At 33.7% G+C, this 24768-nt stretch carries 28 protein-coding genes and 1 tRNA gene; 13 read left to right on the forward strand and 16 right to left on the reverse strand.

What is annotated here, in order from left to right; genetic code table 11:
• The first annotated feature begins 5 nt into the window (after positions 1–5).
• The 10 genes from CKV81_RS04495 to CKV81_RS04545 all read left to right on the forward strand — a co-directional run bounded on the left by CKV81_RS04495 (position 6) and on the right by CKV81_RS04545 (position 8014).
• Positions 6–1847, forward strand: a complete 1842-nt coding sequence (locus CKV81_RS04495; RefSeq protein WP_095070825.1) for a lysophospholipid acyltransferase family protein — start codon at positions 6–8, stop codon at positions 1845–1847.
• 86 nt (positions 1848–1933) lie between these two features.
• Positions 1934–2006: transfer RNA gene (locus CKV81_RS04500), tRNA-Phe, on the forward strand.
• A 303-nt stretch (positions 2007–2309) separates the two neighbouring features.
• Positions 2310–3509, forward strand: coding sequence for a hypothetical protein (locus CKV81_RS04505; protein WP_095070827.1), 1200 nt, complete (start codon positions 2310–2312; stop codon positions 3507–3509).
• A 42-nt stretch (positions 3510–3551) separates the two neighbouring features.
• On the forward strand, positions 3552–4364 hold the full coding sequence (locus CKV81_RS04510; RefSeq protein ID WP_095070829.1) for an ADP-ribosylglycohydrolase family protein: 813 nt from the start codon (positions 3552–3554) through the stop codon (positions 4362–4364).
• 262 nt (positions 4365–4626) lie between these two features.
• Positions 4627–5115, forward strand: coding sequence for a hypothetical protein (locus CKV81_RS04515; protein WP_095070831.1), 489 nt, complete (start codon positions 4627–4629; stop codon positions 5113–5115).
• Between the two features lie 18 nt (positions 5116–5133).
• Positions 5134–5652: a hypothetical protein gene (locus CKV81_RS04520; RefSeq protein WP_095070833.1), complete on the forward strand. Its 519-nt coding sequence runs from the start codon at positions 5134–5136 to the stop codon at positions 5650–5652.
• Positions 5653–5661: 9 nt separating this feature from the next.
• On the forward strand, positions 5662–6096 hold the full coding sequence (locus CKV81_RS04525) for a hypothetical protein (protein ID WP_095070835.1): 435 nt from the start codon (positions 5662–5664) through the stop codon (positions 6094–6096).
• Between the two features lie 136 nt (positions 6097–6232).
• The gene (locus CKV81_RS04530) at positions 6233–6691 is read left to right on the forward strand and encodes a lipocalin family protein (protein WP_095070837.1); all 459 of its coding nucleotides are present in this window, start codon (positions 6233–6235) and stop codon (positions 6689–6691) included.
• A gap of 19 nt (positions 6692–6710) precedes the next feature.
• The gene (locus tag CKV81_RS04535) at positions 6711–7103 is read left to right on the forward strand and encodes a hypothetical protein (RefSeq protein WP_157727363.1); all 393 of its coding nucleotides are present in this window, start codon (positions 6711–6713) and stop codon (positions 7101–7103) included.
• Positions 7104–7387: 284 nt separating this feature from the next.
• Complete coding sequence (locus tag CKV81_RS04545) at positions 7388–8014, forward strand: O-acetyl-ADP-ribose deacetylase (RefSeq protein ID WP_309300025.1); 627 nt, start codon at positions 7388–7390, stop codon at positions 8012–8014.
• Between the two features lie 54 nt (positions 8015–8068).
• Here the strand turns inward: CKV81_RS04545 and CKV81_RS04550 are convergent, their stop codons facing one another.
• The 3 genes from CKV81_RS04550 to CKV81_RS04560 all read right to left on the reverse strand — a co-directional run bounded on the left by CKV81_RS04550 (position 8069) and on the right by CKV81_RS04560 (position 10920).
• Positions 8069–8656: a recombinase family protein gene (locus CKV81_RS04550; RefSeq protein WP_095070845.1), complete on the reverse strand. Its 588-nt coding sequence runs from the start codon at positions 8654–8656 to the stop codon at positions 8069–8071.
• 70 nt (positions 8657–8726) lie between these two features.
• Positions 8727–9269 (reverse strand): antirestriction protein ArdA, encoded by a 543-nt coding sequence (locus CKV81_RS04555; RefSeq protein ID WP_095070847.1) that lies wholly within the window; start codon positions 9267–9269, stop codon positions 8727–8729.
• A gap of 442 nt (positions 9270–9711) precedes the next feature.
• Positions 9712–10920 (reverse strand): BT4734/BF3469 family protein, encoded by a 1209-nt coding sequence (locus CKV81_RS04560; RefSeq protein WP_095070849.1) that lies wholly within the window; start codon positions 10918–10920, stop codon positions 9712–9714.
• A 100-nt stretch (positions 10921–11020) separates the two neighbouring features.
• Between CKV81_RS04560 and CKV81_RS04565 the strand changes: the two genes are divergently transcribed.
• The gene (locus tag CKV81_RS04565) at positions 11021–11899 is read left to right on the forward strand and encodes an IS982 family transposase (RefSeq protein ID WP_095070070.1); all 879 of its coding nucleotides are present in this window, start codon (positions 11021–11023) and stop codon (positions 11897–11899) included.
• A gap of 131 nt (positions 11900–12030) precedes the next feature.
• On the opposite strand, the gene CKV81_RS04570 is transcribed toward CKV81_RS04565, so the two are convergent.
• Genes CKV81_RS04570 through CKV81_RS04580 form a run of 3 tightly spaced genes read right to left on the reverse strand, consistent with a single transcriptional unit; the run spans position 12031 to position 14455 of the window.
• Positions 12031–12309: a helix-turn-helix domain-containing protein gene (locus CKV81_RS04570; protein ID WP_095070851.1), complete on the reverse strand. Its 279-nt coding sequence runs from the start codon at positions 12307–12309 to the stop codon at positions 12031–12033.
• 59 nt (positions 12310–12368) lie between these two features.
• Positions 12369–13142, reverse strand: a complete 774-nt coding sequence (locus tag CKV81_RS04575; RefSeq protein WP_095070853.1) for a hypothetical protein — start codon at positions 13140–13142, stop codon at positions 12369–12371.
• A gap of 8 nt (positions 13143–13150) precedes the next feature.
• A complete protein-coding gene (locus tag CKV81_RS04580; protein WP_095070855.1) occupies positions 13151–14455 on the reverse strand; it encodes a phage integrase SAM-like domain-containing protein in 1305 nt (434 codons plus the stop codon).
• Positions 14456–14883: 428 nt separating this feature from the next.
• Between CKV81_RS04580 and CKV81_RS04585 the strand changes: the two genes are divergently transcribed.
• Positions 14884–16140 carry a site-specific integrase gene (locus CKV81_RS04585; RefSeq protein ID WP_095070857.1) on the forward strand — a complete coding sequence of 419 codons (1257 nt, stop codon included), beginning with the start codon at positions 14884–14886 and terminating at the stop codon, positions 16138–16140.
• A 68-nt stretch (positions 16141–16208) separates the two neighbouring features.
• Here CKV81_RS04585 and CKV81_RS04590 read toward each other — a convergent pair whose 3' ends face one another.
• The 10 genes from CKV81_RS04590 to CKV81_RS04635 form a co-directional block, all read right to left on the reverse strand.
• Entirely contained in the window at positions 16209–16880 is a 672-nt protein-coding gene (locus CKV81_RS04590) for a metallophosphoesterase (protein ID WP_258454541.1), read from the reverse strand.
• Positions 16881–17370: 490 nt separating this feature from the next.
• Complete coding sequence (locus CKV81_RS04595) at positions 17371–17886, reverse strand: transposase (protein ID WP_095070859.1); 516 nt, start codon at positions 17884–17886, stop codon at positions 17371–17373.
• A 240-nt stretch (positions 17887–18126) separates the two neighbouring features.
• Entirely contained in the window at positions 18127–19170 is a 1044-nt protein-coding gene (gene arsB, locus CKV81_RS04600) for an ACR3 family arsenite efflux transporter (protein WP_095070861.1), read from the reverse strand.
• 3 nt (positions 19171–19173) lie between these two features.
• Entirely contained in the window at positions 19174–19554 is a 381-nt protein-coding gene (gcvH, locus tag CKV81_RS04605) for a glycine cleavage system protein GcvH (protein WP_095070863.1), read from the reverse strand.
• Between the two features lie 17 nt (positions 19555–19571).
• Complete coding sequence (locus tag CKV81_RS04610) at positions 19572–20345, reverse strand: metallophosphoesterase family protein (RefSeq protein WP_095070865.1); 774 nt, start codon at positions 20343–20345, stop codon at positions 19572–19574.
• A 38-nt stretch (positions 20346–20383) separates the two neighbouring features.
• The gene (locus CKV81_RS04615) at positions 20384–20857 is read right to left on the reverse strand and encodes a DUF6428 family protein (protein WP_095070867.1); all 474 of its coding nucleotides are present in this window, start codon (positions 20855–20857) and stop codon (positions 20384–20386) included.
• 59 nt (positions 20858–20916) lie between these two features.
• Positions 20917–21243, reverse strand: coding sequence for an ArsR/SmtB family transcription factor (locus CKV81_RS04620; RefSeq protein WP_095070869.1), 327 nt, complete (start codon positions 21241–21243; stop codon positions 20917–20919).
• A gap of 157 nt (positions 21244–21400) precedes the next feature.
• The gene (locus CKV81_RS04625) at positions 21401–22081 is read right to left on the reverse strand and encodes a hypothetical protein (RefSeq protein WP_095070871.1); all 681 of its coding nucleotides are present in this window, start codon (positions 22079–22081) and stop codon (positions 21401–21403) included.
• Positions 22082–22339: 258 nt separating this feature from the next.
• The gene (locus tag CKV81_RS04630) at positions 22340–23074 is read right to left on the reverse strand and encodes a nucleotidyl transferase AbiEii/AbiGii toxin family protein (protein ID WP_095070873.1); all 735 of its coding nucleotides are present in this window, start codon (positions 23072–23074) and stop codon (positions 22340–22342) included.
• On the reverse strand, positions 23071–23793 hold the full coding sequence (locus CKV81_RS04635; RefSeq protein WP_095070875.1) for a type IV toxin-antitoxin system AbiEi family antitoxin domain-containing protein: 723 nt from the start codon (positions 23791–23793) through the stop codon (positions 23071–23073). Before CKV81_RS04635 ends, CKV81_RS04630 begins: the two co-directional genes overlap by 4 nt.
• A 715-nt stretch (positions 23794–24508) precedes the next feature.
• On the opposite strand from CKV81_RS04635, the gene CKV81_RS04645 reads away from it, so the two are divergent.
• A complete protein-coding gene (locus CKV81_RS04645) occupies positions 24509–24763 on the forward strand; it encodes a helix-turn-helix domain-containing protein (RefSeq protein WP_095070880.1) in 255 nt (84 codons plus the stop codon).
• Positions 24764–24768 lie beyond the last annotated feature (5 nt).

Below are 24768 nucleotides of genomic sequence, written 5' to 3' on the forward strand. Positions count from 1 at the left end.
AAACCATGAGCCTTATTTCAAAAGAGGATTTAATAAATGTATCGGGATTAAGCAAATTGGGATTTGTGAAAAATCCAATAGCAAAAAGCGTGATGAAGCTTACCAAGATCGATAAAGTAAACGAGCTTTACGATAAGCTTAAAGACAAAACCGGCAAAGATTTTTTTGATTCTTTTGTGAGAGAAAGGGACCTTCAGTACATTATTTTTGAAGAAGACCTGGCGAAAATACCTAAAACGGGTCCGTTTATTTTGGTTGCCAACCATCCGCTTGGTGCGATTGACGGGATTTTGATGACAAAAATCGTCAGTGAAATCCGTCCTGATTTTAAGATCATGGGCAACTTCCTGCTGGAAAAAATCAAACCGATGGAACCTTACGTGATTTCGGTCAATCCTTTTGAATCGCGGAAAGAAGCTTACAGCAGCATGACCGGAATGCGCGAAACACTCAAACATTTACAGGACGGCGGATGCGTCGGTATTTTTCCTGCGGGAGAAGTTTCAAATACCAATAACGAATTTAATGAAGTAAGGGATAAAAAATGGGGAGAACCTGTACTGAAGCTCATCAAAAAGGCAAAAGTGCCGGTAGTTCCGATGTATTTTCATGCGAAAAACAGCCGTACGTTTTATCAGCTCGCGAAACTGCATCCGGATCTGCAGACGCTGATGCTTCCGTCCGAAATGATGCGCAAGCGTGACAAGCCAATCCGAATAAGAATCGGCAAACCCGTTTCCGTTAAAATGATTGACGAGGAGGAAACGTATGAAGAACTTGGCGAGTTGTTACAAACCAAAATTTTGTTGTTAAAGTCTTATTACGAACGCCGGAAATCACTGGTAGAATTTTTCAACCTCCCGAATCTGAAACTTAACTTCCCTATTTTGAAAGCTGCAAATGTGGTTCAGAATATCATCGATGTGACACCGCAGGAAGACCTGATGAGGGAAATAGAAATGCTTCGTGAAAATGATAAAATGCTCTTCCAAAACGGGAATTATCAGGTCTACTTTACCGAATATGAAGAAATTCCGTCCATAATGAGGGAAATTGGCCGCCAGCGCGAAATCACATTCAGGGCAGTTGGCGAAGGCAGCAACCTTCCTTTTGACCTGGATGAGTACGATAAGCATTACCACCACCTTTTTCTGTGGGACAGCGAAGCGAATAAACTTGTCGGCGCATACAGGATGGCTTTGGGAAAAGAGGTGATGCGCAAACACGGCATCGACGGATTTTACACGAGTTCACTTTTTGAATTCGACCAGGAGCTGCAGCCGTTTTTCCGGAAGGTTATTGAAATGGGCCGGGCCTATATTTCCCAAAAATACCAGCAGAAACCGCTGCCGCTGTTTTTACTTTGGCGGGGAATTGTGCACGTATGCCTGCGCAACCCGGAACATAAATTCCTGATGGGCGGAGTGAGCATCAGCAATAAATTTTCTGAATTTTCAAAATCCCTGATGATCGAATTTATGCGTTCCCATTACTACGATTCTGCGGTCGCGCAATACATCCATCCAAAACATGAATTTAAAGTTAAGCTTCGCGAACGCGATAAAAACCTTTTTATGGATGAAGTGGAAGCAGACCTTAACAAACTTGATAAAATTATTGATGACCTGGAACCTGAAATGAAATTGCCCGTTCTGATCAAAAAATATATAAAGCAGAATGCGAAAGTAATCGCTTTTAATGTAGATCCGAGCTTCAATGATGCTATTGACGGGCTGATGTATATCCGCATCAGCGACATTCCGGCGAGCACCATCAACCCGGTTTTGGAGGAGATGAGCGAACAAATGCGCAAGGAAAACGAAAATAATGGTTCTGAAAATCAGTAATTTTAAAATAATTCACTAAATATTTCCTTAATAATTTGCGTGATCCGTTTTAAGGTGCTATTTTTGCACCACTCAATTGAGGAAATGGTTTCTTAGCTCAGTTGGTAGAGCAACGGACTGAAAATCCGTGTGTCCCTGGTTCGATTCCTGGAGAAACCACAGTTTAAACAAAGAGGATTTTATAAAACGCTGATTTAAAGCAAATTATAAATCCTCTTTTTTCTTTTTGTCCCCGAATTTGTCCCCTAAAATTATTTTTTAATTTTATTTTATCTGATTAGTTTTGTTTTGATTTGGATAAAGAATGTTTTCGTTTTGGGGCTGATTTGAGGATATATTGTCTAAAATAAATCAAAAATAGATTTCTGCATTTATAAGATAAGAAATGTTTGCGATTGTTTCTTACGGGCTTTTTGTTAGTTTATTTATTATACTTTGTATAGATTTTGACATATTTAAAAAATGATTAAAATAATTACAAATTGGTTTAATTTCAGGAAAAAGAAAGATAGTTGGATTCCGCCTGAAAGACCTGAACTTCCATTATTTTATACAGAGCGTAGAATTGAGCGAATTTATGCCAGGGATTATCCTGCCAAGAGATTTAGTAAATTTGCCAATTTCTTTATTCTGCATAAAGAAATATATAATGCTGTTATTTTTTTTGATACAACCCAAAATCAAGAGTATTCAGAATATTTAATTAATAATAAGGAATACATTTCTGAAAAATTAGCAGCAAAAGGTAGAAACTTAATTGTAATACCCGATATATCAAGTTCAACTGCTAATATTAATTACAAATATTTTTTTCCTGAAAAACATTGGACTTTTAAGAATTTCGATGGCATTCCTAAAGCGGAATATTCTAATTTTGACCAAAGTTTAATTGAATTTTTGGGATACTCAGGACAAATAAAAACTGGTGTATTCAGTGCTTTTCTGACGGGAAGTGTATTTGTTGAAAAACTTGAAAGCGAGAGTATCGATGCGTTTTGGAATAAATATATCGATAACATGCTGGATTATTCTGACATAATCATTCGCAAACCTAAAGTATTTTACAGTTTAGAAGATTTTGACGGTAGTGAAAAGTTGCCGCTAATTAACGTTGATGATGAAACTATAAAAGAAGTTGATATTATTTGGGAAAGTATGAAAAGACTTGTAGAATCAGGTAACTTTTTTCTGGTTGCACCTATCATAGAGCAAATGATTGAATCAACATTAAACCCTTTTAAAATAAGCCCAATAAAAATTTCATCAGATTTCAGAATTTTTTTGCCAGAATATGATTTAGAAATAGTAATGGGTCATCTTACAAAAGCAATTTATTTTCTTTTTCTAATTGTAAATGAACCGATTGATATCAAAGATATGTCAAAGTTTGAAGATCATTTGCTGAATATCTATTTAGAAATCTCAAACAGAAATTCTTATGAGAATTTGACAGACAGCGTGAAAGCAGTAGTAGAACCTGGCAATGAATTGATTTATATGCATATTTCAAGAATTAGGAGCGCATTCGCAAAGAAATTTAGATACTCATATTATTCACAGTATGAAATTAGCGGAGACAGGGGAAAACCAAAATCAATAAGATTAGACCGAAAATTAGTTGAATGGGATTCTGAAATTGAGTTTGCAAGATTGCAAAAGTAAAAAGAGATTGTTATTCATTTTATCTTTGAATAAGCAAAGAAGATGGATTTAGCAAATAACGTACTTTTGGGTTGTATTGCGGGAGATGTAATCGGTTCTGCTTTTGATTATACAAACCTAAAAACAACGAGTTTTAACCTTTTTAGTAAAAACGCAAAATTTTCAAGAGCTACGGTGATGACAATGGCAGTAGCGGATGCTTTGATGAACGGGAAAGACCTTGAGGAGAATATATGGGATTTTACAACAAGATATAACAGAGTAAAGTATAACGAAAACTTTGTGAAATGGCTTCTAAAGGACGAAACTTACATTGAGTTTGCAGATGATAATTACTCTCTAGTTCGTATTGCTCCTGTGGGGCTTTTTGCCAATAATCTAAAAGATTTGGAACGTAAATCAAGACGTTCTGTTTTAGCAACACACGTTTCATCAAGTGTAATGTTTTATGCTCAAAATTTAGCGAAGGCTATTTATTTATTTCATCTTGATTATACGAAAGAATATGTTGCCGACTATCTTTTTAAAAATCATAAAAACGATTTCATTGGTACAATGGAGAACATAAGGCCCGGTTCTTTATTTTATCCAAGTGCCGAGTTCAGTTTTTATTATGGATATATGTCATTTTATAACAGTATTGATTTTGAAGATGCTATTAGAAATGCTATTTCTTGTGGTGGAGGGGATTCGAGTTCAGTCGCAACCGTTGCAGGTGCATTGGCAATGTCATATTATGGAAATATGCCACAGGAAATTGCTGAATTTGTAATGATTAAACTCCCCAACGAGTTTGCAGAATTAATCATACAATTTCAGGAAAAAAGTAACAAAAGAAAAGAAGTACTTTTTTAATGAATGCAGGACAGCTACGAAATATTATTCAGTTTATGTTGTTTTATTTTGTAATTTTGAAAAACATCAACGGATAAAAAGTGTAAGACTTTTTTGCTTTAGTTCAGTGAACGGCTAATTTACAAGAACAAACAATGGGCAAATAGGTTTAGCACACTTGCTTTATGGCGAGTGGCTATTCCTGCTTTATTGTTTGAGGTTTTAGCCGACCTACTGAATTAGAGCGTGGATTTAGTCCTCGCTTTTTTTTATATTATTATTTATGGCAATTACATTTATTATTTATTTTGCGGTCAGTTATTTCATAGCTGCAAAACTTGGTGCAACGAGAAAAATTGGATTCTGGGGTTGCTTAATTGTGTGTCTTATACTTTCACCTTTAGGAGGTGTAATTGTTGCCCTGCTCACTAAAAGTAATGAAAACGGTGTAGTGGCAAATAAACCAATACACCCGATTTATTCAAACAAGGGTGAGCGACGTCAAATCATAGTTACAGGAGGTGGGACAGATGAGATGCGAAAGTTTTTACGTGGATTGTTTTCAAAGCTAGAGCAAGAAGTTTGGAAAACTGAAACCCATTTGACAGCGGAGCAAAAACGTGAAAAAATAATTGAAATTGTGGTTAATGTTTCTAAAAGCAATTTATATCCCGATGTACCGAAGTATGCTACCAAATATCAAATCAATCAAATAGAAGCCAAACAAACAATACAAGAGGAAATATCGAGGTTCTTTATGATTTTAAATTAAAATATAACTCTATAAAAAATGAAAAAAAGGAAAGGCTTAACGACCAAAGAATTATATGAGTACACTTTAGATACAAAATTAGGATTTCATTCTTATTATGATGATCGCTTGGGCGTTCCAAGACTTGAGGAACCAACTTATAGAGATTTTTTAACTTTAATAATACGTTCAAATAGTTCTCAAACTATTATAGAAGCTCTTAATAATGAGGCTAAAGATTATGGGAATTTAAAATACAATAAATTAAGCAAAATTGTCAGTTTGATTTATGAACAGAGATATAAAGACAAACTTAGTTGTCCTGTTTCTGATGCTTTTCTTAACGTTACTAGTGACGAGTGGTTAAATACTAACTTCTCTCCTGGAGCTGTTTTAGCTTTAATAAACTATTTAAAGTCAGGGAGGATTGATTATAGCCATCTTAATCAAATCTCAACAAGGCAAGGAGGATGTTTGGGTGTGGTAATTTTATTAGGTACAATTATGTCATCAGCTACTTTGGTTGTCATTTGTGTTTTGGTTTTTTTATCGAATTAGATTTATTTTATGGGTTTTTTAGACTTTTTAAAATCTGGAACATTGAGCGGTACTGTTCAACATTTTGTTTTGACGTATTATCAAATGTGTGAGATGTTTCGTAGAGGAGGAGAAACTGATTTTGTGCCGCAAGAGATATTTGTTGGAATACTGTATTCTCGAAATGTTGCAGCAAGGCAAATTGGTAATTCTCGACTTTACGACCGTGTTAATATAAATGATTTGACTGATTATGTTGAAGAGGATTTTGCACTCTTTATTATGTTTGTGCTTATGCTGGATACTGCGGCGCACAGAAATGCGTTTAGGCTTGACCCTGTTGATTATTATAATAAAGTAAATAAGTATTTATTAAGATACGGTTATAACAATGCGACAAATCGTAATTTCCTTAAAGTAAATTCTTTACCCAACTTTTTTTATCAGATGGTGGGACCAGTATAAAATTAATCTAGCACTCTTTGATGTCACTTCAAGAATTGAAAAATAAAAAACACTTTATACAATATCATAAAAGTGTAGTTTGATAATTAATTTCTTTGTCAAAATTTGTAATTAATAAACAATTAACATAAACATTATGAAAAACTTTTTATCACTCTTGGCAATTGCTATTCTTTTAATTTCCTGTCGAAATGATGATGAAACATCAAATAACTTAATAGGTACTTGGCAGGCGAAGTCTATTTATAAGGTCAAGGTTGGCACTCAAGTAAAAGAAGATGCAACGAATGAAGATCGATGTGCATTGCAAGATAATTATACTTTTGGAGAAAATGGAATTGCTGAAGCGAAAAGGTATAAAATGTCTAGTTCGCCATATGAATCTTGTGATAATTATTATAGTGGAAGTGTAAGATATTCTTTTGATGATAAAACTTTGACTTTGACAACATATGAGGATGGTAAAGAGAGGTATAAAAAGATCACAAGTTTAACAAACTCTGAACTAATATTTATGACTAGTAGGGAATCTTATTCATCAGGTACGGAAAATTACACCTATGAGTACTATACTATCTTTACTAAAATAAAATGAATTTATTAGCTATTAAAAAATGAGCTTTAGAAAAATTATATTTTTTATAATTATGATTTTTGTCTATATTTCTTGCAGTGATGAGTCAAGAAGTGATGTAGTAGATAACAAATCACAGATCAATCCACCATCTTGGATAATTGGAAAGTGGAAATTGAATTCTGGTGCTGAATATAGCTATACATTTGTTAATGGTGACATTATTATAAATTCAGCTGGAATAAGTATGAGTATAAAACCTGTTGCAGATGTTGGTAAATATTCGCAAACCAGTACAGATACAAGTTTTACTTTTACGTTACATAATACAGCAGCAGGGGATACATACAGATTTCGCAAAGTTAGTTCAACAAAATTAGTTTCCGATTTAGGACTGGGAGGTGGTTATGATTATGAGTTTGTGAAACAATAATAATTTAAATCTACCTGTCTGTAAGTAAGCATTTAATTTAGAATTAATTTGATTTTTATATGGTAATTTAATTGTCTCAACTCTAATAATTAGAAATAGCTATAAAAAATGTTGTTAAGTGACAGTATCTCATAGAAAACAGAACTTAGTAAGAAAATGAAAATCAAATCGAAATTATTAGAAGCATCTTTTGTTTTATCACTTTTAATATGTATTCACATAGTGATGAATCCGTCTTTGGTAACAATTTGCTGGCCTGAAAACAAAACGAATGAAAAAGCGTTTTGGGACAATGCGAAGTTGTTTTTATTAATCTTTGTATTTTCGTTTGCCTTGCTTACGGCGATGGTTTTTTCCTTGAGGTTTATTTTGACGAAATTTATAATGAAAAAAATATGGATAGAATAAAAATATTTAAAGGTGATATTACCAAGATTGAGGTGGATGCAATCGTAAATGCAGCGAATACTTCATTGCTTGGAGGAGGTGGAGTTGATGGAGCAATTCACAGGGCGGGAGGAATAAAGATACTTGAAGGCTGTAAAAAAATAATAGCCGAGCAAGGTGGATGTGAAGTTGGAGAAGCTGTTGTTACAACTGCTGGGCAATTACCCGCTAAATTTGTAATTCATACGGTTGGACCTATTTGGTATGGCGGAAATGATGATGAAAAAGTGAAGTTAAAAAATTGTTATACAAATTCGTTACTTCGAGCAAAAGAGTTTAATTGTAAAAGCATAGCGTTTCCCAATATTAGCACAGGAATCTATTGTTTTCCAAAGGATTTGGCTGCGAAAATTTCGGTTGAAACTATAAAAAATCATCTTAAAGAGGATACAGAAATAGAAGTTATTCTCGTATGCTACGATGATGAAAATTATCAAATCCTAAAAAAGGAAATGGAAAATTAATGTAAACAACTTTGTTTTACATAATTCTGTAAATGATATTTTGTTACATATTCTTTAAATTTTATTCTTTACTTTCTGAACTGTCGTAATAGAAACATTACATATTTTTGCAGTATTTCTGATACTGAATCCTTTTTTCAGATACTTAATTACTTCTTTGTACTTACTGAGAAAATCTTCGTCAGATTCAACTGTTCCCTTCTCACGTCCTTTGTAAACACCTTTTGCTTTTGCAATAGCAATACCCTCTCTTTGTCTTTCAAGTAAATTGAGCCTTTCCATCTCTGAAATGCTAGCCATCACCGAAATAATTAGTTTAAAAGCAAAATTTTCTTCACCATTTACCATACTTTCAATGCCGAGATTATCAACTTTTAAAACAACTTTATTTTCTCTGAAAAATTCGAGAGTTGAAATTATATCGAAAAGATTTCTTCCGAGCCTGTCAATTGAACTTACTGAAACATAGTCTATCTTTCCGTTTTCGACTGCTTTCATCAGCTCTTTTCCTTGTTTTCTTTCATTAAATGGTATTGCTCCACTGATTATATCTACAAAGATTTTTTCATCATTGGATTGCCTTGCTTCCTGTCTTGCAGTTTTTTGGTTTCCTGTTGAAACCCTTACATATCTTGCTTTCATAATTTGAGATTTTAAATACAGAAATGCACCCCAATCAAATTGAGGTGCCGAAATTCTGCTGCATTAGAGTTTAGAAACATCTGAAATAATGCCCGTTAGAAGCCGAATAATCCATCATTAAATCTCTTGCTGTCCTTTCCCAGTCTATGTAAATATAAGAGGGTAAATTGCGAGGTATTGAGTCCGTTTCAATTAATAATTGTTCTGCAAATTCTTCATCCGAACCATATTCGCCCATATAAGAATCCTGAATCTTTTGTTCAAGTTCCGAAACATCTTCATAAGTTCCGAAACAGTCCGTAAAAGCTTCCCATACTTCAAGGTCATAAGATGAAGACTTTATGGCTTCAATAACCTCGAAAATTTGGCTCGAAATGTGGCATTCTGATATAAGTCCCATTCTTTCAAAAAGAGGGCTTATTTCATAATCCTGATACATATATTCGGGATCATCTTCATCAGAATGAAGCTCTTTAATAGCTTCGTGAAAATCTTGAAAATCGGAATAATCGGAAAGCAATAACCATTTGCCGAAAATAGAACCTTCGCTGTACTTTTTGTACGTCCCTACATAAACTTGGATTTCATCCAAAAAAATACTTAAATTTGCCATTGTAATAATTTTAATTAGCGTTAGAATTTTTTTACACTTGCCCGTTCAATATTCCCAGTATTGACGGGCTTTTTCGTTGATTTAAGTAATCAAAAACTGATCCAGAATGTGCAAAAATTAGCTACATTGTTAATAAAACAGCAGAAAGTTTTTATTTGCGTGAAAATCCAAAAGTAAAATTGAACTGCGAGGAAGTAAAGTCTATTTTTGAAACAAACAGAAAGCAAATTTCTTGAACGGGAAAATCTCGGAAAGCGGCTGGCTTCCCGCTCCCAAACGTCTTGAGAGTGGAGAAATACAAAAAGAAAAACAGAAACCAAAAAGGAATCTGTTTATAACTGAGAAATCGAAAAATTCGAGGTAGGGGGGATGTAGAAAAAAACTTCCAAGTAAATATTCAAATTATACACCCATACCCGAGATACTTGACTGCAAAATAAATTCACAAAAGCTTCTTTAATTCCGAATAGTAATTTTGCACGGTCTTACGATTCATACGTGATACTTTGGTTAGATTATTAATAGTTAATTTACCCGAATTCGTTTCATTCCAAGCGTACATTATGTCATATAAAAACTGCTTAGTTTTTTCAGTTCTTTCTTTGTTAACCCGAATAATATTAAATTTTCTTTTTTCAGTGGTAGTCAAGCTTTTTTGATCATCATAAATAAACCTTCTATGACCATTAATTATGGGTTCAACTTTCTTTGAAGAGCAATACAGTTTATTCAAGGTGTCAGATAGTTCCTTTTCAGAAAGTGGAGGAATCATGAAAGAACTATTAACCCCTTTAATGTAATTCATTATCAATTTTTTTGGAGCATTTTGATTAAGAGCATAGATTTGATATGTAATTGATTTCATAATATTTTCCCTATTTCCTGTACCCACTTTCTTAAATGGAACGTGGACATAAGAGTATTTAATTTTATTTTCACTACCAAAATCATATACGCCATCATTATCAAATTTTATCGGATAATCTGCAAGTACCTCATCAAGGTTGTTAAATCTTAGTTCGTACCCATTACAATCATACCCTTTGGTGTTGTATCTTAAATTATTATTGTAGTGGGTACTTTTTGTTGGCAAATCGGGCGGCGGATTTTCAGGTAGTAAATCCTGAACAGGAATAACCTCAGTATTATCATTATAGAAAGCTTTAGGATCATAAGATAGTACTGTTAGTCTATCAATTGATACCGCATTTTTATCATAAGGTAAATCCAATAATTTTGCTATTTCACGAGTAGCTTCCTGATAATTATGATGATTTAATCCTGATACTTTTATTACGATTGTAATTCCTGTATTTGATAAACTTCTCCAATATGCACAAACATAGGTTTTATTGATTTCTATATCATTTTCAGTAAGTCCATCAATGTCTAAATATAAATAACCTGTTGGATCAGATGCATTTTTGCCCGTAATGTATCCGTTATTAAAGGTGAAGTTAATAGATATGGCAGGAAGTTTATTGGTCTTAATATACCTGTATTCATCAGAACTTCTATCAAGAGTTCTTGCATATTCAACCAATTCAAAATGCTCCTGATTAGGTGATTTAATGAACTCGACTACTTCTTCAATATTGTTAAATGAATCTACAATATTTCTTTTCTTGCAATTAATAATTTTATTAATCATGTTGTTAATACCTGTTGTGCATTTAGAAATTAAAAAGAAAAAAGATTGTTCATTTGATTAAAAAATCGTATATTTAATTGGTTACCAAGCCATTAAATACATGAACAATCTCATTCAAAACTACGAAATTATTTTAAAAGAATTGACAAAAACCTGCAACCATATCACCACTAAGAAGCAAATCAGACTTCCAAAAATGTCCGACTTGGAACTTGTGGCACTTAATATTACCGCAGAATACATGTCGATTAACTCTGAACTACAGTTGTTTAGGTGTATTTCGGGAACTGGTTTGGACGAAAAGATAGAAAGAAGCGTATATAACAGAAGGAAAAGAAAACTTTTCCCTTACATTGAGAAAATTCGGGAAACTCTGAGCGGAAAGTTTGCAGACTTTACCGACGTCTTCATTGTGGATTCAACACCCATTGAAATATGTAAAATAAGCAGGGCAAATCGTTCCGCAATTTGCTCTACGGATGAAATCAAACCTGCATTTGGATATTGTGCGGCGCAGAAGTCAAGATATTTTGGCTATAAACTACATGCAGTTTGTGATAAGAATGGAATCTTTCACTCTTTTGATTTTTCGCCCGCAAATGTCCACGATGTAAATTATCTTTTCGATATTAAAGAAAATTTTCAAAATTGTTTATTAATCGGAGACAGAGGATATATCAGCAAAGAATTGCAAGTGGATTTATTCAATTTCTCCAAGATTAACCTTTCGGTTCCTATGCGCAGGAATCAACATGGTTTTGTGGAGTTTTCAAGGACGAAATCAAAAATAAGAAAGAGAATTGAAACCAATATCTCGCAACTGTGCGGACAGTTCACCATAAACACGAACTTTGCAAAAACCTTTCAAGGTCTTGCGACAAGAATAGTGTCAAAAATAACTTCTTTCACAATGATTCAATACCTGAATTTCTTCGTGTTTAAAAGAAGTTTAAATAAACTAAAAGTTAATTTGTGCTAAATGCACAACAGGTGTTGTTAATATTTAAAATTATACAATAAGATAACCAGCGCAGTTTTTCAAACTGCACGAACGGTTGCCTAAAAAATTTAGTTTATTATCGGGAGTATCGGGATTTCCCGATTTGTGATTTAAGAGTTTATCTGAAGTTTAGAATATACTTCACTTTTTGAATAGTAAACTCTGTGTCCGATTTTTTGTGGTATCAGGATACCCTGTTTAGCCCAATTATATAAACTGGTTAAACTAATATTCAACATCTTCGCAGTTTCTTCTCTGGTATAAAACTGCTTATCATCATCTGATTGTTTCAGATTGAGTTTGCCGATTGCCTGATTGATTTTTTCTTCAATCAATTTTCCTAAATCATCGGCTGTGATTTGGGAAATCTGTAATAGATTTTGTACCATAAATTATATTTAAAATTATAATGCAAACATACAAAATTTTTATCACAAATTGTTGATATTCAGTCGTTTATTATAGTTGAATTGTCGTCTAAAATAGTCGGTTGGAAGTATTTTTGATAGTTTAGATCTTTATCAATACGATGTTTTTTGGCTTCGGTAGTACATAATTGTTTATCCTTTAGAACACCATATTCTCCTGATTTAATATGTTTTCGTTTGTTTAACCAATCTATAAAATATTTATGAGAAACTTTAATAATCTTCTTGTCTTCAAGCAATTTCATAAAAACATAAGAAATGTATGCGCGGGTATGCGGAACCTCTTTGATATATTTCCTGAATATCAAATAATCAGAAGCACCATAAAAAACTTTATTCCATACTTCTGGCTTTGAATCAACCTGCTCATAAGCTATGTTAGATAAAGCTTCTCCTAAATCATCCAATTCGAGATCAACTGCTTTAAAAGGGATTGTTTCAAAATCATTTCTACGCATATGAGTTTTCTTTATATATTTTTGAGAAACTTTAATTTTTTCACTCATGAAATTAATAATTGGAATTTTATCATTAATGTGAGTTATTTTAGTCTTAATTTCACGTTCGAGATATCTGAATTCCTTTTTTAATGCATCTTCTAAATTATCACGATACTCATCTTTATCAATATTTTCAATTAAAATAATCTTATCGACCTCTAAGCTGTCAAATGGATTTTCTTTTCTCTGTTTTCTTGTCATTCCATAATGATATGCTATATACTTTCTATCTTCATCAGTTGAAACAAAAAGAAATTTATTTTCTAAGCCTTCAAAAAATTCTTCTGGTGTCATATTGTCTTTTAATAGTCTAATTTAGCAAAAATTTCAGCAGTAGATTCTGCTTGTTCATTATCTGTCTTACTGATATATTCCAAAAGCTGCTGTTGTGTTTTATGCCCTGTACAAAACATCAATGTGCCAATCGGAATTTTTGAATAGAAATTTGTAGCAAAACTTTTTCTTCCAATATGTGAAGTAACTAATTGCCATTTTGGATATGTCCCGATAACATCACGATAAATACTATCTCCTTTTTCATCTTCACCAATTTTTGTCGAAAGTGAACCTTTTATATTTTCATCAAGACCCGCTATTTTACACACCTGTTTGATGAAAAGATTGAAATTTACATCAGATAATGAACGTGGAAATTTACCATCATTTTTTTCAAGAACTGCTTCAACTTCTTTTAGGATAGGAATACGCATTTGCTTACCAGTCTTTTGTTGCTTAAATTCAATGTATCGTTTGCCGTCATCTGTTGTAGTAATCATATCATCTTTAAAGTTCAAATAATCAGATACTCTTTGACCAGTGAAACAAGCAATAATAAGCCAATCACGTGCATTATCCAGATAATTGTTGGGCATTTCTTTTGCAGCAATTATTTTTAATTCATCAAAGGATAAATATGGGTCTTTAGGTTTGCTTTTATCTTTGGAGGATAAGTTCACCCATTCTAAAATATGTGGATGTATTTCAATTCCTTTGCTTTGGGCATCTTTTGCAACTGATTTTAAGGTGCGGGTAATTTTATTAACAGTTGTTAACCTATAATGTTGATTTTTACAATACTTTTCAAAGTTGAGTCTGAAAGTATTTGATAAATCTTTAAACTTCAGTTTTTTGAATGACTTTCTGTTTTCTAAAAGATGGTTTTGGTACCGTTCTAATACACTTTTGCAAAAGCTGTTTGCCTTCAAAGTGTTTTTTGTTACAATTTTTTCTTTACGCTCTACATATCCTGCAAAATATTCAATTACATTATCTGTAATATTATCATCAGCAGGTTGAATATTATTGTCAGGTTGAATAACGCTTTTAAGCCATTCGTTTGCGTTGGTTTCGGGTTGTTCTTTAGCAAATGCTTCAAGTATTTTTGCTTCAAGTTTAGATAATTGTGTATTTATTGTTTCTTCATCGGTAGGAAACATTTTCAATGCAGAATTTTTACATTTTCCATCTTTCCAATCTGAACTTTTACAAGCGAGATTTGGTATTTTAATTTGTGCATCAAAATCCTTTTCGCGAAATCGAACGTAAATACTGTTTAATTTATTTTTATCTTTTGAAGTTGCACGTTGTGAAAAACTAACTGAAGCCATATTATAAAATTATGATGTAAATATACAATTTGTCCCCGAATTTGTCCCCGAAAATATTTGATTTAGTTAAATTTATTTATATCAAATTATATCTAATTGCATTTAATAACCTGAATAAGAGTATATTATAGATATGGTAAAATTTAAAGAAATTTAAAAATGTGGTTCTGGAGAAACCACGAGAAACAACAACAATTTCTTACAAAAGCCCTTAAATCCTAGTATTTAAGGGCTTTTTTGTTTTTTGAGAATTTCAAAATAAATCAAATATTCTCAAAAATTAGGTGACCTTTTAGGTGACCTAGCCAATTTTGAACTTTATAGGTAACCGAATTCTTCGCGAAAGCCTGTTAATAAAGGTGTAGAACAATTGAACATCTTGTTTGACGGGTCACCAAAAGGTAATTTTAACCCATAAAGTCATCAATATGAATGCAAAAGTTTCGGTATTATTTTATGCCAGAAAGTCAAAAGCGAAATCTAGTTCCAAAATCCCGATTTATATGCGGATTACAGTAGATGGACAACGAACAGAGTTTTCAACGGGAAAATTTGTTGAAGGTAGCAAATGGAGTCCTGCACAAAGTCGTTTAAAGGGCAATTCCGAAGAATCAAGACTCATCAATAAACATTTCGATGTTCTGCAGGCGAAAGTCCTTGAAATTGAAAACAGACTTGTCTTTTTAGGCGAACCTTTCGATGCTTCGGATATCAAAAATCTATTATCTGGTAATAAAGTTGCCGAAAGAACTCTGATTCCTATTTTTGAGGAACACAATTCCAAAATGGAACAGTTGGTTGGAAAAGAATATGCCATTGCAACACTCAAAAATTTTAGAACTTGTTTATCTCATTTAAAAGATTTCTTATGGAAGTTCCACAAAAAAACGGATATCAATATTCAGAAATTGGAACCTTCATTTCTCAATGATTTTGATTTCTTTCTACGAACAAAAGCAAATATCAACAATAATTCTGCGGTAAAGCACACCAAAAACTTAAGTAAGATTTTAAAAATCTGTTATCAAAACGGTTGGATTGAAAAGGACTTGGTGATTTTTTACAAAGGCAGATTTAATGAAGTGAACGTAAATTTCCTCACTGATGAAGAACTTTCATCAATTCGCGAGAAAGAATTTTCGGGAAAAGGTTTGGAACTCGTTCGTGATATGTTTGTTTTCAGCTGCTATACAGGTTTGGCTTACATCGATATTTTCAACCTTACAAAAGAACAAATTTCCAAAGGAATTGATGGAAATCTGTGGATTATTACGAACCGACAGAAAACCGGAAGCGCGTCAAATATTCCTTTGCTTCTTGTTGCTGAAGAAATTATCAAGAAATACGAAAATCATCCTGTTTCATCCAATTCTGGAAAACTACTTCCAGTTTATACCAATCAAAAAGTGAATGAGTATCTGAAAACTATTGCGGAAAATTGTGGCATCCATAAGAAACTTACGTTTCACTGTGCAAGACACACTTTTGCTACTACCGTAACTTTAGGAAATAATGTTTCTATGGAAAGTGTGAGCAAAATGCTTGGACATAAAAGCATTAAGACGACTCAACATTATGCGAAAATTTTAGATAAAAAAGTGAGTGAGGATATGGGGAATTTGAAACTTGTATTACAGAAAAAACATGATGTTCAGACAGAAAATGATAAAAAACTCGGTTCGTAGCCGAGTTTTTTTTGGTTTAGGAAATTTTAATGAAGTTGAAATTATGTTCATTTCGAAATTCTTAAAGATTATATTTCAATTATTAATTCTCTCTCGTAACCATTATCAGGATCATCAATATATCCATGCGGATTGCAAATTACTTCTGTTTTACCAATTGAATAGCGACAAGGCGTATGAATTTGCCCATGAATCCAAAAATCAGGTTGATGTTTTGTTATAAAATCATTAAGATTGGAAGCATACGCTGAAGTTAATGGATCATTCTTAAAAATATCGGGAACTGAAAGCAAACTCGGCGCATGATGCGTCACCACAATATTTTTCTCTTTTGTTGAATTTTCTAAACTTTCATTCAGCCAATGTTTTGAAAACTGATGAATCTTAAACGTATCCACAGTTCTCATTTTTGAATATGAAGGATCTCTTTTGATCATTTTGTAATCGTTCATTTTCGGTTGACAATACATTCCTGCTTCAATAGAATTTCCAAAAAGTGCAAAATCCGTCCATAAAGTACACCCGTGAAATCGAATGTCTTCAATATCTAAAAATGAATCCTCCAAAACATGAATATTTGTATTTTCTGCTGCAGAATTGATTTTATTGAGCGTTTTCGGATATGAACCTTTATAATACTCATGGTTCCCAAGAACATAAATCACAGGTAAATTTTTGATTTTCGTTCTAATCCTCTCAATTCCTATTGTTTCGAGGTTGTTATCTCCTGCAAAAATCACCTAATCAGCACTATCAAAACATAATTCTGAAAAGCCAAATTCTTGATGTAAATCGCTGATAATTTGAATTTTCATTGATGGAAATTATATGATTAAGTTAAGGTTTGGGTTTTTAATAATGTTCAAAACATTTCTTTAGCAAAAGTTTGGATTGCTGATTCAAATTCCGATTATCAATAAAATCACACTTCAACGCTCCACACAATCTGCTCTATTCGATGTTTTAATTGCTCAAGCGACATCTTCACTTTTTCCGGTTCAGGCAAATCCCCATAAACCAAATTTCTAAAATCAGTTTTGTAAGTTGGTTCTAATTGTAGTCATGGTCGGAAGAAATTCCGGCCATTTTTTATGACTAAGTTTTGAATACCTTTCCGGGGTCTCCTCCTGCAAAAATGATAAGTATTTCGGTAATCATATCGCGAAGTTCCATGGCAATGCGCCTTTTTGCGGTTTTGTAGCCTAAAGCGTTGGCTTTTTTGTAAATCAGCTAAAGCATTGAGGCAATCATCGTCATGTATACCATCACTTCGATGCCGTTTTTGTTGAGCGAGACCAAATGGCTCAGATTGAGTTCCTGCTTTAGGAATCTGAAGAAAACTTCAATATCCCAGCGTTTGCGGTAATAGTCAGCAATTTCCTTGCTGCTGAGTTCAAACTCGTTGGTTAAAAACCAAAACTCTTTCTTTGTTTTTTCATTACGGATGACCACCAATCGAAAATCAGTTTCTACTTTTTCTTCGCGGTGATGCACGTTTCCACGCTTGTTTTGTACCGGGATTCCGGTATAGAGTTTTACTTTACTGTCTTTCAAGACTCTCCAGTCATCCCATCTCTCAGAACCTTGCGAAGTGAGATAGGATTCGACTTCTTCAAACTTGCGGTTTTCTTTAGAACGGACAATGAATTTTACCGACTTTTCTTCAAATTCCTTCATCACCCTTACCGACTGCAAACCCCTGTCGATAACGGTTCGGGTATTGCCGAAGGCGGGGATTTTTAGCACAAAAGTTCAATAGAATTACTGCTGTTGAATCTTGCACAAATGTTGAATCGAAGTCGTTTCGCCCCGCTTTTGGCAATACCTTGTTAGCTGTTCGCCCTTCTTTTCGCATCGTTGTTTGTCAGTTTATTTTGTCGGGTTGTGGTGCGTTGGATTGGTAGCTCTTTTGCATTTTTTGTTGGCTTTGGGCGTTGGCTAAAAATGCAAATGTGCTACCAAAAGCGTGGGATTTTGGTTTGTTTATTATCTCATTTTGTCCGAATAATATTTCTTCTTTAACCAGAAACTTACTCTTACCAACAAAATCAAAACAGGCACTTCAACCAAAGGTCCAATAACGCCTACAAATGCTTGTGGCGAATGCAAGCCAAAAACGGCAATGGCAACTGCAATGGCTAACTCAAAATTGTTGCCTGTGGCGGTAAATGCAATCGATGCGTTTTTGTCGTAAGGTACTTTTAAGGCTTTGCTGATAAAGAAACTTACAAAAAATGTCAACACAAAATAGATAACTAACGGAATGGCAACTTTTACCACATCCATTGGAAGTTCTAAAATTTTGTCGCCTTTTAAACTGAACATTAATACAATGGTAAAAAGCAAAGCGTATAAAGTAATCGGTGAAATGGCTGGAATAAATTTCCTGTTGAACCATTCAATGCCTTTTGATTTGATTAAAAAATGACGACTTAAAAAACCAGCCAAAAACGGAATGCCCAAATAAATGAAAACACTTTCGGCAACGTCTTTCATTGGCACAGAAATATTGAAATTTCCCAAACCTAATTTCTGCGGTAAAATATTGATGAAAAGCCAAGCATAAAAACTATAAAATACCAATTGAAAAATGCTGTTTAGTGCCACTAACATTGCTGTATATTCTCTATTTGCCTTTGCCAAATCACTCCATACAATTACCATTGCAATACATCTTGCCAAACCAATCAAAATTAAACCCACCATATAATCGGGTTCGTTTTTGAGGAAAATAATGGCGAGAATAAACATTACAATTGGGCTAATTATCCAGTTCAGCAATAGCGAAACAGACATTACTTTTTTGTCTTTAAACGCCATTGGTAACAACGAATAATCCACTTTTGCAAGTGGTGGATACATCATTAAAATCAGTCCAATTGCCAATGGAATATTGGTGGCTCCAACCGAAAGTGAGTTGGTAACGCTGGAAATATTTGGAAAAAAATAACCCAAACCAACACCTAAAAGCATTGCGAGGAAAATCCAAAGCGTGAGGTATCGGTCAAGAAATTTTAGTTTTGGTTGCATCTTTTATGAATTTGTGAGGTTAGCGTATTGTTCAGCTGTTAATAAATTTTCAATTTCTTGGCTGTTTTCAATTTCTATTTTTATCATCCAACCATTTGCAAAAGGTTCGCTGTTTACCAATGTGGGTTCTTTTAAAAGAAGTTTGTTGGTTTCAATTACTTTTCCAGACAAAGGCATAAATAAATCGCTCACGGTTTTAATAGCTTCAACAGAACCGAAAACTTCGTCTTGTTTAAAATTATAGCCAACATTCGGCACATCGGCATACACGATTTCGCCCAGTTCACTTTGGGCAAAATCTGTAATACCAATTGTTCCAATATTATTTTCTATACGCACCCAAGTATGTTCTTTGGAAAAGTATAAATCGTTTGGAATGTTCATTTCTTCGTTTTTAATGATTAATAACCACGTCTTAAATTTTCTGCATACTCGTTTGGTAGCGGACTGTCTTCTACGGCTTTTGCAGCTTTTTCAATGTCGTATTCAAATCGAATAAATTCTACTTTGATGCTGTCTTTATCCAACACAGAACTGTTTTCATTAATCGTAAGCATTACATAACCGCCTCTTACATCGCTGTCTTTGGGTTTTCCTACCGAACCAATATTGATGGCGTGTCTGAAATGATTTTGTCCGTCAATTTCCGAATTTAAAATTCTGTGATACGGTTTGTGTGTATGTCCGAAACATAAAATATCTGCATCGGCTTGCTCCATAATGCGAAGCATACTTTTTTCCTCACGATCTTCAAAAAGATATTCGTTTATTTTTCTCGGACTTCCGTGTACCAAAAGCAAATTCAATTTATCTTCATTCAGTTGAAATTCTACTTTGATATGGGCTGGAAGTGTACGCAAATAGGCTCTTTCTTCATCTTTCATCAAAGAATTGGTGAATGAAATAGAAATGTTTCCGTTGTCTTTTTCGCTATCTGTTTTGTAAGCACAACCGCATTCGTTGCTCATTCTTCCAATGCCAAAATCGTAATTTCCTGCAATGGTTGGGATTTTTCTTTTGCGGATTTCGTTTACCACTTCGTTTGGCCAAATATTATAGCCCACCAAATCGCCCAAACAATAGATACTGTCGGGATTTCTCTTGTCCACATCTGCAAAAAAGGCTTCTAATGCAGGTAAATTAGCGTGAATGTCGCTGAATAATGCAATGTTCATTTTGATATAATTTTGAATTAATTTTTATTATTTTGAATTTAGCAACAACCTCCACCTGGTGTGCAAGCATTGGCTTGATTTACATTCAATTCAGCCAAATTTTTCTTTTCTTTTTCAGATGGAATACCACAAGCATCTTGTGCCAAACAAGCGGTGGTTTTGCTTTTCAGTACAAATGTTTTTCCGTTGAACTCCAAATCGTATTTTCCGATGGTTTCGCTTTGATATTCCACTTCAATTTCTGCATCTTCAATGCCTAATTTTTCTTCCGAAAGTTTGATGATGTTCAAAAGTTTAGTAGGTTTTAAACGATGTTCGAAATCGTCAGCATTCCACAGTTGAAAGTTTACTACTTTTTCGGTACGAATTACGCCACCACAATCGATGAAGTTTTTAGTAATTTGTCCTACTTCTGTAACGTGAAAATGTTCCGGTACAAAAGCTCCGTTTTCGAGTTGAAATTCTACATTTTCCAATGTTGGTAAAATTTCTTTGACGTTTGATAATTTCATTATTTTGAGAATTTAATTTGTTTTATTGCAATATTACGATTGTTGTTTTTAAAAAAAAGTTAACAGCATTTTTGTTCCATAACTTTTGTAATGATGTTTGTGAAATATGTTTTTAAAATGCTAAAAGTGTTTTCGTCAATACAGTAACAAATGGCGTTGCCTTCAATATTTCCTTTAATTAGTCCAGCATTTTTCAGTTCTTTCAAATGTTGCGAAACGGTAGCTTGTGCCAACGGCAACTCGTTTACAATGTCGCCACAAATGCAAGTGTCAACCGTTAAAAGATATTCGATAATCGCCACTCTTGCAGGATGTCCCAAAGCTTTTGCGATGGTCGCAATTTGGTTTTGTTGGTCAGTAAAGTGGTCAGTTTTTGTCGCTCCCATTTTTTTTATCAAATTTAATATTGCAATATTACGATAAATATTTTAACCCTGCAAACTTTTTGTGATTTGTTTTGATGTCGGTTCTTGTGCGGTTGGGTAAAATTAAATGTGGTGCAAAAGCGTTGGCTTTGTGTGTTGGCTTGCACCTCTTTTAATTTTACGAAGCATTGGCAATTGTCGATGTTTTGTTTGTCAGTCGGGTTTTGCAGTGTCGTTGGTTAGGGTGACAGCTAACATAAATATTACCGTGATGTTCTTCCTTTTTCACCTGCTTTAGGATGGCTTCCGGCAGCGCATTGTCTTCTGCAGAATATTTCTGTCCGGTAAAAACCTCTGCTCCCGAAGGTAGAACACCATCAAAAGAAAAACTGAACTTCACCAATTTTTTACCGCTTTTCTGGTCGATGCCTTCCTTGAGTTTTGAGCAGGTATCGGCGACAATAGTACTGTCCACCCGGATAAGGTTGTATTTCTCTATCTCGGCTTTATTGTAGAGTTGCGAAAATCTTCCGTACATCTGCTCGTAGATTTCTTTGAAATAATTAGGGTCAATTTTGGAGAGTCTCTCCGAGATGGAGCTTCTGCGTACTTTTTCTTTCTCGCCCAAACCGAAAAGTGCTTTGAAGCCGCTGCTGTTAAATGTATCTTCAAGAGTTCTCTGGCTTAGTTTTTCATTGTCGAAGATACAGAAAAGCAAAAGGTAGAACATTTTCTTGCCATGAAGCACCTTGCTGTAATAGTCTACCTTCGTGGTTGCAGAAAGATGGATTAAAAGTGCTTCGGGAACAAAATCCAAAACTTGTTTAAGAGAAATCTTGTGGTCTTTAAATACTGACATAAGTTATTGATTATCAGATATCAAGATACGAAATAAAACCCATTAATCCAAATTAAATCATTGAAAATCAACAAGTTAACTAAAAAAATCAAACAGTTTTAAAAGCAAAAAGTCGGAAGAAAAATCTTCCGACCATGACTAGTTCTAATTGCGCCCATATTTCATCAAGTCTAGCAAAGAAACGTGAATCTTTCGGATGAAATTTTAGCCACTCATTATCGTTCTTGTAACTCGCGACATCGTCTTGACCGACTTTATTTAGCATTTTCTCAAAATCTTCCGATTCAAAAAATCTAAAACTTCTCTTTGCTGAAGCATTTGATGTAAGTCGTAGGTGTGGCGGATTTTACTTTTTAAATCTGCAATGTAATCTTCCGAATACGAGAATCTCACTAAACTCATGATTTTTTCACACAACGTTCTATCCGGCTTCAAAACATTTACTGGAAATTCTTGAAGTCCATATTCTTCAATCAGATTTTCTTGCCCATTTCTCAACACCATTTCCGAGATAAAAGTGCGGACATTTTTTTGTTCATAAGGTTCATAATAACCGAGCCAACTTGCTTCAACAATAATCACATCTCTAATTTGACCATAATTTCCTTGAAATTCTTTGGAATAAGTGTGCGCAGTTTTTCTGTTCATTCCCATCTTTTGGGTGATATTAGAGACCGAAACTTCGGGTAAATATTTTTCTAATATCTGAGAAACTTTCTTCAGTCGATTTTTCAGTTGATTGGCAGATTCTTCTCCAGTTTTCATAATCACCAAATCAATATCCTCTGAAAATCTTTCTACGATACCATAACATTTTGAAAGTGCCGTTCCACCTTTAAAAACACAGTATTCCTTGGTTTCTTCACTGAAAATTTGCTTCAAAGCAAAAGTTACCCAATAATCCTTCTCAATATACAAGTCGGGAATTCGCATTTCCTGTGCAGTAAATCTTACCGCCTGTTGAAATAGTGTCTTGTGTTCGTGAAGGTTCATTTGATATTCCAGTTTCTTGATGTTGGTAAAATGGTTTCGATATTTGGAAAACTGTATGTTGAAATAGCATTGAGCGACTTCTTCAGTACTTTAGGTTCGCCAACTTTTAGAAATTCCAAAATTGCTCCCAATAACGCTCTGGTAGATGGCGGATATTTTAAAGCCAATCGTTGCATTGTAGAGATTTCCGCTTCATTGATTGTTTTTATGATTTCGATAATTCTCAAAACAGATTCACCAAGTGTAGTATCAGGGATTTTTTTGATTTGGTTAATGGCGTCTAATATCTGAAGTAAAGGAATGTTTTCTTTCGTAATAGTATTTTTCTGCTTGATAAAAGAAATAGTAAATCGTCCTCTTTTGAAAGTAGGACGAATTTCATTCTTTCCAATCTGAATGGTATTGCTGACTTGTGTTGTAAGTCCCTGTTCATTGTAAATACTCAAACCAGTAAGGTAGCCTACGACTTTTCCATTTTCTTCAAGTAAATCCTTTACAATCTGTAGTTTTGGCGGTTCCAATTTTCCAAATACGGTTTCTTCTGGCTTGTAGAACTTTCCTTTTGCCAGTTTTTCAATCTTCCCCGAAACCGCCATTCTGTTCAATGCTTTTATTATGGCTTCTTTACTTTCCACCTGTTTGCTAAATTCTTCATAGGTGAAAACAAATCCTTTTGGGAATCGATTAATTGTATTTACTATGTAATCAGATATTTTCATTCCTTATATCTTTGCAAAGATAAAACAAAATGTCCAGTTTTTTAGTAAATAAACTGGACAAAATTTTCATTACTTTCACTTCCTCACGTCTTAGTAAAAAAGAATGAGAACCTAAGTCCTCATTCAATATCCATAGCCAAATTACCAGTTCCTCAATGTTTTGTATAAATAGTAAATATTCCAAAAAAAACAATAATCCTAAAAAAATAATGACCAATTAATACCAATCATTTCAGGAACCTGCGTAAAATGATCACAGCTTTCTACTCAACGTGGGTAAATCAGCTACACCCAAATTGCAAACCTGCGTAAAAAAGAGACGACCTAAAGCTAATCTCTTTCTGTGTTTTTCCTTCAAAAGCCAATCAATTTTAAAATTGTGGAGATAAAACCAAAAACCATCCTCCATAAAGCGTTTTCAGACCTCTGAAAAATTTTCATCTTGCTATAAAACTTTTATTGCAAGATGTGTCTTTGTATATACAACTTTTGAAGTTGCAGATACAAAAACGATCTTGCCTTTTGTAAAAGTGGAAAAACTGCGGAACTTGTTTTTTCTTTCAGAAATTGGGTTCAAGAATCTAAATTCATCTTAATTATTCTTTTTTAATTTTCCGAGATTCCAAACTCGTCTAAATTGTTCTTATTTAGCCCACACCGCATGAACACTATTGTTTTAGAATACAAATCGATTGAAATTTGCATAAAAAATATTATGGCAGTTGATATAATTACGAAAGAAGACCTAAAGGAATTCAAAATTGAACTTTTGGAAGATTTGCAGAAAATTCTTTCCCAAAAAATGCAGGATAAAAAATGGTTAAAATCTAACGAGGTTAGAAAAATTTTGAAAATTTCCTCCGGGACACTACAAACGCTTCGCATCAATGGAACTTTAGAGTATTCCAAAGTTGGCGGAACGATTTATTACAATTATCAGGACATCGAAAAAATGCTCAATCAGAAATAATTTCG

Source organism: Chryseobacterium taklimakanense, assembly GCF_900187185.1.
In the GTDB taxonomy this organism is placed as follows: Bacteria; Bacteroidota; Bacteroidia; order Flavobacteriales; family Weeksellaceae; genus Planobacterium; species Planobacterium taklimakanense.

Excerpts from the sequence above, each read along its gene's own strand:
- CKV81_RS04505 (WP_095070827.1), top strand. The coding sequence starts at position 2,310 with ATGATTAAAATAATTACAAATTGGTTTAATTTCAGGAAAAAGAAAGAT.
- gcvH (WP_095070863.1), bottom strand. The coding sequence starts at position 19,554 with ATGAACATTCCAAACGATTTATACTTTTCCAAAGAACATACTTGGGTG.
- CKV81_RS04555 (WP_095070847.1), bottom strand. The coding sequence starts at position 9,269 with ATGGCAAATTTAAGTATTTTTTTGGATGAAATCCAAGTTTATGTAGGG.
- CKV81_RS04535 (WP_157727363.1), top strand. The coding sequence starts at position 6,711 with ATGAGCTTTAGAAAAATTATATTTTTTATAATTATGATTTTTGTCTAT.
- CKV81_RS04495 (WP_095070825.1), top strand. The coding sequence starts at position 6 with ATGAGCCTTATTTCAAAAGAGGATTTAATAAATGTATCGGGATTAAGC.
- CKV81_RS04585 (WP_095070857.1), top strand. The coding sequence starts at position 14,884 with ATGAATGCAAAAGTTTCGGTATTATTTTATGCCAGAAAGTCAAAAGCG.
- CKV81_RS04610 (WP_095070865.1), bottom strand. The coding sequence starts at position 20,345 with ATGAACATTGCATTATTCAGCGACATTCACGCTAATTTACCTGCATTA.
- CKV81_RS04510 (WP_095070829.1), top strand. The coding sequence starts at position 3,552 with ATGGATTTAGCAAATAACGTACTTTTGGGTTGTATTGCGGGAGATGTA.
- CKV81_RS04560 (WP_095070849.1), bottom strand. The coding sequence starts at position 10,920 with ATGATTAATAAAATTATTAATTGCAAGAAAAGAAATATTGTAGATTCA.
- CKV81_RS04635 (WP_095070875.1), bottom strand. The coding sequence starts at position 23,793 with ATGAAAATATCTGATTACATAGTAAATACAATTAATCGATTCCCAAAA.
- CKV81_RS04550 (WP_095070845.1), bottom strand. The coding sequence starts at position 8,656 with ATGAAAGCAAGATATGTAAGGGTTTCAACAGGAAACCAAAAAACTGCA.
- CKV81_RS04520 (WP_095070833.1), top strand. The coding sequence starts at position 5,134 with ATGAAAAAAAGGAAAGGCTTAACGACCAAAGAATTATATGAGTACACT.
- CKV81_RS04530 (WP_095070837.1), top strand. The coding sequence starts at position 6,233 with ATGAAAAACTTTTTATCACTCTTGGCAATTGCTATTCTTTTAATTTCC.
- CKV81_RS04570 (WP_095070851.1), bottom strand. The coding sequence starts at position 12,309 with ATGGTACAAAATCTATTACAGATTTCCCAAATCACAGCCGATGATTTA.
- CKV81_RS04580 (WP_095070855.1), bottom strand. The coding sequence starts at position 14,455 with ATGGCTTCAGTTAGTTTTTCACAACGTGCAACTTCAAAAGATAAAAAT.
- CKV81_RS04515 (WP_095070831.1), top strand. The coding sequence starts at position 4,627 with ATGGCAATTACATTTATTATTTATTTTGCGGTCAGTTATTTCATAGCT.
- CKV81_RS04630 (WP_095070873.1), bottom strand. The coding sequence starts at position 23,074 with ATGAACCTTCACGAACACAAGACACTATTTCAACAGGCGGTAAGATTT.
- CKV81_RS04575 (WP_095070853.1), bottom strand. The coding sequence starts at position 13,142 with ATGACACCAGAAGAATTTTTTGAAGGCTTAGAAAATAAATTTCTTTTT.
- CKV81_RS04645 (WP_095070880.1), top strand. The coding sequence starts at position 24,509 with ATGGCAGTTGATATAATTACGAAAGAAGACCTAAAGGAATTCAAAATT.
- CKV81_RS04620 (WP_095070869.1), bottom strand. The coding sequence starts at position 21,243 with ATGGGAGCGACAAAAACTGACCACTTTACTGACCAACAAAACCAAATT.
- CKV81_RS04565 (WP_095070070.1), top strand. The coding sequence starts at position 11,021 with ATGAACAATCTCATTCAAAACTACGAAATTATTTTAAAAGAATTGACA.
- arsB (WP_095070861.1), bottom strand. The coding sequence starts at position 19,170 with ATGCAACCAAAACTAAAATTTCTTGACCGATACCTCACGCTTTGGATT.
- CKV81_RS04625 (WP_095070871.1), bottom strand. The coding sequence starts at position 22,081 with ATGTCAGTATTTAAAGACCACAAGATTTCTCTTAAACAAGTTTTGGAT.
- CKV81_RS04615 (WP_095070867.1), bottom strand. The coding sequence starts at position 20,857 with ATGAAATTATCAAACGTCAAAGAAATTTTACCAACATTGGAAAATGTA.
- CKV81_RS04525 (WP_095070835.1), top strand. The coding sequence starts at position 5,662 with ATGGGTTTTTTAGACTTTTTAAAATCTGGAACATTGAGCGGTACTGTT.